The 13158-nt window shown below is 36.0% G+C and carries 8 protein-coding genes; 6 read left to right on the top strand and 2 right to left on the bottom strand.

Translation table 11 applies throughout. The features are described from left to right. Positions 1-13: 13 nt before the first annotated feature. Positions 14-4522 (bottom strand): fibronectin type III domain-containing protein, encoded by a 4509-nt coding sequence (locus tag BUE84_RS13215; RefSeq protein WP_079242017.1) that lies wholly within the window; start codon positions 4520-4522, stop codon positions 14-16. Between the two features lie 781 nt (positions 4523-5303). Between BUE84_RS13215 and BUE84_RS13210 the strand changes: the two genes are divergently transcribed. Then, a complete protein-coding gene (locus BUE84_RS13210; RefSeq protein ID WP_079242016.1) occupies positions 5304-6029 on the top strand; it encodes a response regulator transcription factor in 726 nt (241 codons plus the stop codon). 162 nt (positions 6030-6191) lie between these two features. On the opposite strand, the gene BUE84_RS13205 is transcribed toward BUE84_RS13210, so the two are convergent. Beyond that, positions 6192-6551 (bottom strand): hypothetical protein, encoded by a 360-nt coding sequence (locus BUE84_RS13205; RefSeq protein ID WP_034696561.1) that lies wholly within the window; start codon positions 6549-6551, stop codon positions 6192-6194. 252 nt (positions 6552-6803) lie between these two features. On the opposite strand from BUE84_RS13205, the gene gndA reads away from it, so the two are divergent. The 5 genes from gndA (at position 6804) to BUE84_RS13180 (ending at position 13141) form a co-directional block, all read left to right on the top strand. Then, positions 6804-8222, top strand: a complete 1419-nt coding sequence (gndA, locus tag BUE84_RS13200) for an NADP-dependent phosphogluconate dehydrogenase (RefSeq protein ID WP_079242015.1) — start codon at positions 6804-6806, stop codon at positions 8220-8222. Between the two features lie 13 nt (positions 8223-8235). Beyond that, the gene (zwf, locus tag BUE84_RS13195) at positions 8236-9717 is read left to right on the top strand and encodes a glucose-6-phosphate dehydrogenase (RefSeq protein WP_079243941.1); all 1482 of its coding nucleotides are present in this window, start codon (positions 8236-8238) and stop codon (positions 9715-9717) included. Between the two features lie 27 nt (positions 9718-9744). Continuing rightward, positions 9745-10455, top strand: a complete 711-nt coding sequence (pgl, locus tag BUE84_RS13190; RefSeq protein WP_079242014.1) for a 6-phosphogluconolactonase — start codon at positions 9745-9747, stop codon at positions 10453-10455. A 696-nt stretch (positions 10456-11151) separates the two neighbouring features. Continuing rightward, positions 11152-11790, top strand: a complete 639-nt coding sequence (locus tag BUE84_RS13185) for a TetR/AcrR family transcriptional regulator (protein ID WP_079242013.1) — start codon at positions 11152-11154, stop codon at positions 11788-11790. A gap of 712 nt (positions 11791-12502) precedes the next feature. Further along, the gene (locus tag BUE84_RS13180; protein ID WP_079242012.1) at positions 12503-13141 is read left to right on the top strand and encodes a TetR/AcrR family transcriptional regulator; all 639 of its coding nucleotides are present in this window, start codon (positions 12503-12505) and stop codon (positions 13139-13141) included. Positions 13142-13158 lie beyond the last annotated feature (17 nt).

Genomic DNA, 13158 nt, shown 5'->3' with positions numbered 1-13158 from the left:
TTGACAAAAGAGATTAAGATTCTTTAATAAACTTCTTCTGAACGGTTATTCCTCCATCTTCTATCTCGATCATATACATTCCATGGATAAGATTGCTCACATCAATAGCATTGTTCAGAATGATTCCACTTGATATCAATCTTCCAGCAGCACTGTAAATTTTATATTGAGCTTTGAAGCTTATATTTTTTACATACAATACTGAGCTTACCGGGTTGGGATAAATGTGGATGTCTGCTTGATTAAGAGAATTTGGTACAGGTTGTTTTGAAATTCTGACCGTATAATCTTCCACCTCGCCGTCTTTGAAATTCGTACAGTTCACAGGAATACCATCCTTCTGTAAAGCGACTCTCATGACTACATATTTATAATCTGTCATACTTATGAAAGCATTGTCAGGAACAGAGAAAGTAGTACTTGCCGTTGGGTTTCCATTAGGCCCGTCTGCCAGAATTCTTTCATTGATGTCAAATTCTCCGTTTCTGTTAAAATCAATCCAGACCGCTACGCCAGCGTTAGTTCCTGAACTTAAAGTTTTTTCAATAGTAATCTGATTACCTTTTGATCCCTGGATCAACTCAATAAATTGTAAAGGATTTCCTGTGAAGTTTGAATAAGTAGATGCAAGAGATTCATTTATCATTTCCTTATTACCATTAGGTTTCACGGTCACCTTTGAAATAAATTCTGTCGTAGAATTAGCTGCTGACATCGGGCAGTAGATGACGGTTGGAGTAGTGAAATAATACAGTTTTGTAAAATTTCCCGGTACTCCGTTACAGAGATTGGCTACCTGCATTTCGTATTTAGTGAGTTCCAGCAAACCAGTGATGGTGTAAGTATTCGTAGGAACCACAACCTCTGTCCAGCTCGGAATACCTACTTTTCTGTACTTCAGTATATAAGTAGTTCCCGGAAAAGGATCCCATACCACTTCTGCCGTTGTTGGCATAATCTGAGTGATCATAAGCCCCGGAGGAGAAATTTCACATATTCTTTCTGTGGTAAATACTTTTGGATTAGACCACGGATTGGCTGTTGTTTCTCCATTACAAATATTGGCTACCTGTACTTCGTATGTTTTAAATGAATCAAGGTTTGGAATCGTATATGAATTTGCCGGTGGTTGAGGGATCGTTGGTGTATTCCATGGGCCAGCGCCTACTTCCCGCCATCTTAAAATATAAGAGGCACTTGGAACAACCGGATTCCAGGTGATTAAGGCTGAGTTTGATGTTACATTACTTATCGTTACAAATGGTGGAGTAGGATCACATCTTGTTGTAAATGTTTTTATTGGAGTATATACTCCGATTCCTGTGCTGCCACAAACCGCTGCAATTCTTACCTCATAAGTAGTAGCAGGAGTTAAAGCATTGATTGTTACAGGCGGGTTTCCTCCTAAAACAGATAGGTTTAAAGTGGTCCATGCAGAAGCAGGTGTTGTAACAGGTCTGTATTCCAGAACAAACGCATTATTGTTGGCTGCAGCAGTCCAGTTTATATTCACAGAATTATGTGTGATATTGGTAAATACAGGATTTCCCGGTGTTGTATTATTACAAGGTCTTAATCTTACAGCATAATCTTCTACCTCTCCATTGGCTGCATCTGCACACATTACAGGAGCACTGGTTCGTTTCAGTACCACTCTCATCGTAGTGGTTAGTGGACCTGTATAAACTCCTGTTGCAGGAACATTAAAAGTTGCTGTTATTGGAGTTGTTGTGCTGGCAGTAGAAGTCATTATTTTTTCAGCATCTGTGAAAACTCCGTCTCTGTCCCAATCGATCCAAGCGTTTACGGCATCAGCATACTGAGTACCTGCCCATTCTTTAGAAACCGATAATTGATTTCCCTGGGAACCGATTTCAAGATTGATAAGTGTAGTAGCAGATGTGTAACTGATGTAATTCGTTTGAACAGATGTGTTGTCCATTACTGGGAAGTTGACAGGGGTAACTTTCACATTTGAAATATAATCGTTAATTCCTGTTCCGGTCATACTGCAATACGTTAATGGCGGAGTTGTAAAACTTATACTTGGAGAAAATGCTCCCTGACTTCCATTACAGATTGTGGCAATTTGTACCTGATATCCGGTTTGCTCGGTAAGTCCTGTTATTGTATAAAAGCTTTGTCCTGCCGGAAGTGTTTGTCCTGTTGCACTTGGAAGCCAAGCACCTGTATTTCCTTGTCTCCATCTGATAACGTAAGTTGCGTTGGCGGTTGGTATCCATGAGACATACGCAGAATTATGAGTAAGGTTATTCACTGCAATAGTAGTAGGAGCAGCTGTAGTACAAGGCTGAAGATCAATGAACTTTACGTAATAATCTTCCACCTCTCCATTACTTGTTAAAGGTCCGCAGGCGTTGGCTGGAGTGAGAGAATATACAATGACACGCATTTTTACTTTACTTGTTCCCAAATAAGCATTTGCGGGAACATCAAAAGTAGCAGTAACAGGAGTTGTGCTGGAATAACCAAGATTCATAATTCTTTCTCCGCCAGCAGTGGTTGTTGGGTTGTTATCAAAAATACCATCCCCGTTAAAATCTATCCACGCATTGGTAGAATAGGTTCCTGATATAATTGATCTTCCTACAGACAATGTATTGTTAACTGAATTTCTCAGGAGTGTAATGGTCTTTGTAGGATCTGTAGAATAATCCGTATATGTTGTTGGCCCTGAGTTATTACTGGTTAAAGGTACATTGGTACCCATCATCGTAATGTTATTAATGTAACCGTTCGTAACTGTTGCTGTTGCAGCATTACAGTAAGTGAGTGCAGGTGTTGTAAAACTGACCGGGGTAGAAAATGTCCCTTGCGTTCCACAAATGGTTGCGATCTCTACCTCGTATTGAGTCTGCTCAGTTAAAGAGGTAAGCGTTACATTATTAGTAAAAGGAGTCGTTATATTGATCGTTTGCCATGTAAGGGAAGGAGGTATTCTGTATCTTACAACATATGTGGCATTGGCTGTTGCAGTCCAGGTAACATTGGCTGAGGTAGCTGTAATATTATTTATTGCAATATTGGCTGGAGGAGTGTTGGTACAACTTGGTAACGTTGTACCTGTCAATTGTACCCTCGGTAATACAGCATATCTGCTTGTTGCAGTAGGAAGATTTGCCAGGTCCGGATTGGTAGTTGAATTGTAATAAATCATTCCACGGTTATTTCCTGCAGAATAACTTCCCCAGTTGGCGGTACATGATGTTCCTGTTGAATTCTCATCAACACCTATCACCACATTGCTGACACCGTCCCATAGGAAAGGTGTGCTTAGAGGAATTTCCACCCAGGTACCAGCTACCATTGCCGGTAAAGTTCCAGAATATACCTGTGTTAAAGAGGGGGAAGGGATCCAGCTTGAAGTGGTTGCAAAATCTGCTTGTGAAGTGTTTCCCATATACACTACCCATTGATTATAATTAGCTTGGGTAGCTGCAGTTGTGGAAACAAAAAATCTGATAGCTGTTATATAATTATTCGTTCCGACAGCGGCTCCAATCTCTGAAGCCATATAAATCTGCTGGGAATAATTGAATCCAGAACAGGAATAAACGGGTAGGAAAGCATGAGTGGCAGCACCTCCACCAATTTGTCCTGGTGTAAAAGGATTACCTGCTACCCATTGTGATTTATCCGTTGCAGAACAGACAGATCTTATCCACCAGTAATAAGTAGCACCCGAAGTAAGAGAGCTGATATTAGCACTTGTTCCGGGATTGGGTGTGCCTGGTGTTGCAGCTGCAGGAGGAGTACTGTTTGTACTGTAGTAATATTCATATCCATTGGCTGGAGCTGGTGCAGGTACAAGCGGAGCAGTCCAGTTCAGTGTTGCAGAAGTAGGTGCAATATTAGATGCAGGCAAAGTAACAGGTTCAAAACATGTAGGAGCTTGTATTACCTGAACTTCGTCTAATAATACATCGTCATAAAAATCACCATTTCCTGCTACATCTTTATCAACGGCAAACTTTAGCTGAATAGTTGTTCCGACATAACTTGCTGCCAAAGGAACACCAACTGTTCTCCATTCAGGAGAATTGGTATCACCGGACCAGACTTGTACCCATCCGGAACCGTTATTTACGGCAAGTTTTAGCTGATTGTTGTCGGCAGCAGGCACTGTGCCATTGAGTGCTGTCAAATGATCCTTAAACCATTCAAATTTGATATAAGGATTCGTTAATCCGGCTAAGTTGATCTGAGGGCTAATCAGTTCAACGGTGTGTTCACCTGCATAAGGTGAAGATGCATCAACCCATGCAAAAGTTCCGGCAGGTTTCCCTCCGTTTCCGGTAGCTCCATATCCCGCTGATCCGGAAAATTTCCACTTAACATTAGCGTTCGTTGAGGTTGAAGAAGGGTTTTGGCTGATCCAGCATGCTGGTAGTGCACCACTGCTGAATGACTGTGAAAAAGGCACAGGAACAGGAGAACAGGTTTGTCCCCGGGCATGCGCAAAAATCATTAAAAATAAGATAATGGGTAGAATTTTTCTCATATAGTTTCATTTTAAGTTAGAGTCTGTTATTCAATTTACTTAAGTGTCCTTTTGAAAAGTACACGTGCTTTTTTATGGGATTCGTTTCAGAAACTCATAGAAAAACTGTGTTTTCAATTCACAGAGACGATAAGTGGGTTAAAGCATATTACTGTACTTCCACATCACCTCTTTAACAAAAGTGATCAATGGATAAACAGGAAAAATAGTAGAATACTAAGCGAGTGGGAATAATTTCGGTTGCAGATGAGTGATGGTTTAATCTATTTTATAAAAAAACTCACTTTTCTGCGTATAAGTTGTTGTAGTTTTTAATTTTTTTTGGAATCTTTCATTTTTAGATGGTTCTCTTTGATTAGTTTTTATTGTTATGGCTTGGGTAAAATTAATTTATTAAAAATTGAATGTTACTATACTTTCGTATAGTTTTAAATCAAAGCTTGATGAATTAATTAGAAACTGATCCTCCAAAAATGCTTTCAAAACAGAAAAAATATAAATTTCCTTTTAAAATATTGACTTATATAAATATCTTTCTTTCATTCTTCTGCTTTTTTTCTTTTTTCATCTCCGTACAAAGTGGAAATATATAATTTTCAAGGTATTAAAAATGTAATAAAATGAATCTATGCAGTTTTTTTTATTATCAAAATAAGTGATTTGTAGTTTTTAGTTTAATTATAATTAAGTTTTAATAGATTTTTTATTTAGCTTAATTATGAATATGTTTGCAAAAGTCGTCTAATAAAAAAGTTTTATATCTTATTATCATGTCAAAAATATGAGTGATAAAAATAATTCATTATATGCCGCAAAGGCATCAGAGAAGTATCTTAATGTACTAAAAGCGGTATCAGAAACCAGTCTGGGCTGTGTTTACATTGCAGATCTTAAAACAAAAAAATTAGAGTTTATTTCTGAGAATCCTCTTCTTTTTTCCGGTTTAAGTGCTGCTGAAGTTGAAAAAATGGGTTATAATTTTTTTCGTAAATACACTAAGAAGGCCGATCTTGACATATTAAAGAAAGTAAGTACCTACGGATTAAAGTTTTTTGAATGCCTTTCACCTGAAGAAAAAAAAGTACACACCATTACCTATGATTTTCATCTGAAATATGCCAATAGTGTAGATGTGCTTGTCAATCATAAGATTACACCTATAGAACTCTTTGATGATGGAGAAATTTCCAAAATAGTCTGTGTAGTGTCTTATTCTCTCAACCGGTCTGCAGGAAATATCAGGATTGTTTCCAATACCTCAGAGACCTATTGGAAGTATAATCTCTTCACGGGAAAATGGACAGAAGAATCTAAAGTTGCCCTAAAATTAAGGGAAATAGAAATAATACGACTTTACCTTCAGGGATTAAAAATAGAAGAAATTGCAGAACAATTGTTTGTGTCACCAAGTACCATAAAGTTTCACAGAAGCAAATTGTTTGAGAGAATTGGAGTAAAGAATATTATCGAAGCAATATCCTACGTAATAACGAATAATTTGATTTAAACTATACTTTTTTAAATGCTTCCAGGCCGAAATGGCTGAGAATCAAAATAGAACGCTCAGTGTAACTTACAGTTTTTAATGAAAAAACTGCTTGCTTTCTGTGTATTGTTTTCTGAACATTCTCCCTCTGCAAAATGATAGAAGGAGAGTGCCCGGAACAGCTTAATTAAGCTGATAATTTGTAATTACTAAACTCAGGATGAAATGAACATAATTCTGTTCTACCTCTTTTCTGTTAATCAGTTTGTTTTTGTATTCATAAGAGTTCAGGTCTCTGGATAGTTTCTGATATGTTTCAAAATCATCACCCTTTATCTTTACTCTTATATTACCATCTTTTCTGTTGATAATGACATTATCTAAAGTTCTTACTTTAAATAAAACCTCACATAATGTAGGACGAGCCTTCATTGACCCAATATATCTTTCAACTATATTAATCTTGAACGAATCAAATATGATATTATTAAAAACGATTTTAGAATTAGGCTCCTGAGTGTTGAGTTCAAGTTTATAGTTCATTACTTTATAAATTTTGGCAAATATAAGTTTAATTATGCCAAAAAACAGACTGTTTTAATAGATCATTCCCATATTAATGATTGAATTTTATTCTGTAAACACAAAATCATGTGAAAATGTGAATATTAGGGGCTTATAAATGAGGGAAAAACAAAAGTGCTCTCAACTTTTTATTTCCTTTTATTTTTTTCATACTAGGCATTTCCGTAATTTTATTGTCTGTATAACAAAATTCATATTAATACCAATATAATGGAAAGATATAGTTATGGGATGGTTGGCCTTGGAGTAATGGGGCGGAATCTGCTTTATAATATTGCTGACAACGGATTTTCAATCGCAGGATTCGACCTTGATCAGGAAAAAGTGAAAGAATTAGAAGGAGGAGATGCTTCAGAAATGAAGGTAAAAGGTACAGGCTCTTTAGAAGATTTCGTATCCGCACTGGAAATTCCAAGAAAAATTATTCTTATGGTTCCTGCTGGAAAACCTGTAGATGCTGTGCTGGAAAATATTACCCCACTTTTAAGTGAAGGCGATATCGTGATTGATGCAGGAAATTCTTATTTTGAAGATACCAACAGACGTGTTGCTGATCTGGCGTCCAAAAAACTGCATTTTATGGGAATGGGAGTGTCAGGAGGTGAAAAAGGTGCCAGAACAGGACCAAGTATAATGCCGGGAGGTGATCTGGAAGCCTTCAAACTTCTGAAACCAATGCTGGAAGCCATTGCAGCAAAAGTAGACAACGAAGCATGTACAGCTTATATGGGAAAAGGGGCTGCTGGAAACTATGTGAAAATGGTACATAATGGTATTGAATATGCAATTATGCAGCTTATCAGTGAAGCTTATGATCTTCTTAAAAGAGGAGCAGGTCTAAATAACGAACAGCTTTATGAGGTTTTCAAAGAATGGAATAATGGCGAAATGAACTCTTTCCTTATTGAAATTACCAGAGATATCTTCACCCAAAAAGATTCATTAACAGATAGCTATCTTGTAGATCAGATTTTAGATAAAGCAGGAGCGAAAGGAACCGGAAAATGGACTTCTGAGCAAGCTATGGAAATAGGAGTTTCTATTCCTACTATTGATATTGCTGTAACTTCAAGAATTTTATCTGCTTATAAAAACGAAAGAATTCAGGCTTCAAAAATCTATACTGAAAGCGAAATTACAAATCCGGAAAATACAGAATTATTCATTCAGGAAGTGGGTGATGCTCTTTTCCTTTCTACCTTAATCAGCTATGCGCAAGGTTTATCTTTACTGGTAAAAGCATCTGAAGAATATGGTTTTGAAATTCCATTGAAAGATGTAGTGAAAATCTGGAGAGGAGGGTGTATTATACGTTCTGTATTACTGGAAAAATTCTATTTTGCGTATACCCAAAATCCTACTCTTTCTAATATTCTTCTTGATCACGATATTTCTGAATTGGTAAAATCAAAAATCAAAGCTTTAAGAAAAACTGCAGGCTATGCCGTTACCAACGGAATCTCAAGTTTGGGAATCCAGACGGCTTTGGGATATTTTGATGCCTATACTACAGAATCTCTTCCTGTGAATCTGATCCAGGCTCAGCGTGATTATTTCGGAGCTCATACGTATCAGCGTATTGACAGAGAGGGAGTTTTCCATACTTCTTGGCAAAGTGCAAACAATTAAAAATTCGGAAGAAATGAATCAAAATAGAATCTTGCAGCCAACAACTATCGTTATTTTTGGTGCTACAGGAGATCTGGCAAAAAGAAAACTTTTTCCGGCATTTTATAACTTATATATCGATGGCAGAATGCCCAAAGGCTTTAATATTGTAGCATTGGGAAGGGCAGAAAATACCAACGAAAATTTTAGAAATTATATCAAAGAAAACCTTGAGAGTTTCTCCAGAAAAAAAGTGACTTCTGAAGATTGGGCAGGGTTTCAGGCTCATATTACTTATTTTCAGCATCAGCTGGATGAAGAAAGTTCTTATGAGAATCTACAGCAGAAATTGCAGGATTTTGATTCCGTGTATGGGATAAGAGCAAACAGGTTATTTTATTTATCCATTGGACCTAATTTTATTACCACGATATCCAATCATATCAAAACAACTTCATTGGCTTCTGATCCGAAAAAGGACCGTATTATTATTGAAAAACCTTTTGGTCATAATAAACAGTCTGCGATTGAATTAAACAGTCTTTTGGCTAAAACTTTTGAAGAGGAACAAATCTATCGTATCGACCACTATCTGGGGAAAGAAACAGTGCAGAACATATTGGCGTTCAGGTTTGGGAATTCAATTTTTGAACCTTTATGGGATCATAAATACATAGAATCTGTACAGATTACAGTAGCGGAAGAAGTTGGGGTAGAGACAAGAGGAGCTTTCTATGAACAGACAGGAGCATTAAGGGATATGATCCAGAACCACCTGTTGCAGATCCTGTGTATGGTAGCAATGGAACCACCTGCTTCATTGCAGTCTGGTGAAATCAGAGACCGAAAAGTAGACGTTCTTAAATCAATTCGTAGAATATCTTCCGATCAGGTGGATCATTATGCGGTAAGAGGTCAGTACGGAAAAGGTACTATAAACGGAGTGGAAGTGAAAGGTTACCGTCAGGAAGATGGAATTGCTTCGGATTCCAATACAGAAACTTTTGCTGCCATAAAATTTTATCTGGATAATGAAAGATGGCAGGATGTTCCTTTCTATGTTCGTACCGGGAAAAAAATGAAAGAAAAACACTCTTACATTACCATACAATTTAAACCGCTTCCTCACTCAACGTTCTCAGACAGTCCACATCTTTTGTCAGCAAACAGGTTGATTATTAATATCCAGCCAATGATGGATATCAGATTACAGTTCATGACTAAAAAACCAGGGCTGACGTTGGATTTGAAGCCTGCTGAAATGATTTTCGATAATTTTGCCTGTCAGGATGATACTCCGGAAGCTTATGAAACCTTATTACAGGATGCTCTTTTGGGAGATCTTACCTTATTTATGCGTTCCGATCAGGTGGAAGAAGCATGGGATGTTGTCACCACCATACAGGAAGCCTGGGAAAATAATAAAGACCTTTCTTTTCCAAACTATAAAGCAGGAAGCTGGGGACCGGAAGACGTGAATGCTTTGGTAGAAAGACAAGGACACAGCTGGGTATAAAACAATATAAATTTAAACAAACAGAAAATGAATATTACAGTATTTGACGATCTGGAAAAACTGTACACAAAGGCTGCAGATACATTTGTTGACCTTTCAAAAAAATCTATTCAGAAAAATGACCGTTTTGTAGTGGCTCTCAGTGGAGGATCTTCGCCTAAAGCCATTTTCAAACTGCTGGCGACACCAGAATATAAAGAACAGATTGAGTGGAATAAAGTCTACTTTTTTTGGGTAGATGAAAGATGGGTTCCTTTGAACGATGATAAAAGCAACTTCCGAATGACAGATGAGGCACTTCTCAATCAGGTTCCGGTAGATCAAAACCATATCTTTCCTATGTATGCTGAAGGAATCACTCCTGAAGACTATGCTAAAGCTTATGAACAGCAGATCAGAACTGTTCTTGACGATGAAGGTGTTTTTGATTTTATCCTGCTGGGAATGGGAGATGATGGTCATACGGCTTCATTATTTCCTGGAGAAGAAGTTTTAAATGAAAAAGAAAAATGGGTTTCTGCCTATTATCTTAAACCTCAGGAAATGTTCAGAATTACTTTGACTGCACCTATTATCAATAATGCAGATCATATTCTGGCTATTGCATTTGGTGAATCCAAAAAACATGCGCTGAATGAAGTTTTGAATGGTGAATATAATCCTTCATTATATCCAATGCAGCTTATTGAGAAGAAGAATGGATTTCAGTTTTTTACAGACGAAAAAGCCAGAGGTTAATATACTTCAATCTTGAAAAAAATAAGAGACTGTCCTTGGACAGTCTCTCTTCATATCAACTATTCTATTACCGGATTCCCGGTAAATACAATTTTCTGTACATTAAAACGAAAATAAGGTACGCTAAATGAAAACAGCATCATTAGAGAACTCATGACGCTGCAGCATTTAGTGTTTTTACCTTAGTTGCTTTTTGTTCGAAACTTATAATTTTTCCAACTCAAATAGTGCTTCTATGTAAAATGGTTATTAGTTTTGAACAAATATACAAAATAAGACACTTCGTAGTGTCTAAAGGTTTAAAAAAATGAAAAATATTTTGATCAGCAATTTGAAACCTCAAGAAAACCCTTTCGCATACAGCATTATAAGAGAATAATAAAATTGTAAAAAGTAGATTGAAGTATATAAAAACGACAGCATAACAGGGGACCGCTAAAAATATCATCATTACTAAAAGCAACACCATTACATACATAATGATGCTGCTGAAGTAATGTTTTGCCTCAGTATTGAATATTAAAATATTTATACTGAGGGAACTAACGGTACAACCTGATCTCTCTCAACCTCACAACTTTGATTGTCTGTTTATTTAAAAATGGTTATTAGTTTATGCAAATATATAAATTTAGACACTAAAAAGTGTCTAAAAACGAAAAAAAATTCATAAACTTGTACGATTGAAAGTTTACCATGGAAAGAAAGTCTGTAGCAGGAAGTATCCGGAACAAGGAACGCAGTAAAAAAAAGTTTTTGGATGCAGTGGGAAAGATACTGAGAACAAAAGGGTATACTGCCTTGAAAGTGAATAGTATTGCTGCTACAGCCGGGGTGGATAAGAAAATGATTTATTCTTATTTTGGAGGGATAGACGGGTTGATTGATGAGTATATCCGGTCGCAGGATTACTGGAGCAAAGTAACCATTGAAGAAATCGGCAAAATAAAACCCAAGTTGGATGATGGAGGGAAATCTTTCATGGAAGAAATGCTTTTATCTCAATTTGATTATGTTTATTCCAGCAAAGAAGCGCAAAAACTCCTGCTTTGGCGCTTGTCAGAACCTCGTAAATCTTTAAAAAAACTTACAGAAACACAGGAAGAAAACGGAGAGTACATTTTTAAACTTTTGATGGATTCCCATTTTAAAGATAATGCTGAAGATGTTCGTTCTATTATGGCAATTATGGTTTCCGGACTTTATTACCTGAATATGTTTTCCTCTCTTAATGGAAGCATTTTCTGTGGAATAGATGTGAACACGCCTAAAGGAAGGGATAAGATCAAGAAAGCTATTTCTTTCATGTTGCATCATACCTATGAAAACCTCTAGATTTTTAATTTTGAAAATTGAACTTTCTATAAAAAACAAAACCATTAGAAATCTAATGGTCTGTCTATAAGTTGTGTTTCTACCTTAGTTGTTTCGTATTTGAAATTGTCTTAAAGTATGGGAACTCAATAATACAATTTGATTGTCTTATTTTTCAACCTAATAGTGTTTTAAAATATATAGTTGGTTTTAGTTTGTACAAATATATAAAATAAGACACTGTGAAGTGTGTAAAATGGTAAAATTTTTCTTAATTTTATTTAATGTTTTGAAATTCAGAATGTTATTTTTGTTTTAAGAGTAAGAAATTCTATTAATTAATCTTTTTCAATAGGTTTAATCTGTAAAATACAACAGTATTTCTATCTTATAGTAAGTATATACTTCCTAAAAAGAATAAGTGATAAAAAATATCTATAAAAAAGTATTTTATTTAATATCATTCCATTTTTTGAGATAAAAAAACAGCATCACTATAGAAAAATGATGCTGCTAGTTGTGTTTTTACCTCAGTCGTTGATGTTCGAAATATTTTAAACTGAGGGAACTAACGATACAATCTGAATAGTTTTTAATTTTTCAACTTCAATAGTGTTTTATATATAAAATGGTTTTAGTTTGTGCAAATATATACAAATAGATTAAATTAGACACTGGTAGGTGTCTAAAATGATAAAAAAATTTCTTAAACTTGTATATTGAATGTTTAGTCATGGAAAGAAAGTCAGCATCAGGTAGTATTAGGAATAAAGAACGCAGCAAAAAAAAGTTTTTGGATGCAGTTGGAAAAATACTCAAAACGAAGGGACATGCAGGGTTGAAGATTAATGATATCGCTGCTACTGCCGGAGTAGATAAAAAAATGATCTATACCTATTTTGGCGGAATGGATGGCCTGATGGACGAATATGTCCGTACACAGGATTTCTGGGTAAAAGTAACCAGCGAGGAAGTGGAAAAGATGAAACCGAATCTTGAAGATGGAGGCAGAGAATTTATCGAACATATGCTTCTTTCACAGTTTGATTACGTATACGCCAATAAAGAAGCTCAAAAACTATTGTTGTGGACTATTTCTGAGCCCCGAAAATCATTAAAAAAACTGATTGATACTCAGGAAGAAAATGGAGAATATATCTTCAAATTATTGATGGAATCCCGTTTTAAAGATAAAATGGATACCTACCGTTCTATTATGGCTATCATGGTTTCAGGACTATACTACCTCAATATGTTTGCATCTCTGAATGGTAGTCTTTTCTGTGGTATAGATACGAATACACCTGAAGGACGGGAAAAAATTAAAAAGGCAATATCTTTCATGGTAGAACAGACCCATGATAATCTATAAGTTATTATAAATAATAT

Source organism: Chryseobacterium indologenes (assembly GCF_002025665.1).
Classification (GTDB): Bacteria; Bacteroidota; Bacteroidia; order Flavobacteriales; family Weeksellaceae; genus Chryseobacterium; species Chryseobacterium metallicongregator.
Note: the sequence above shows the minus strand (reverse complement) of the source record. Positions and strands in the feature narration are given on the sequence as shown.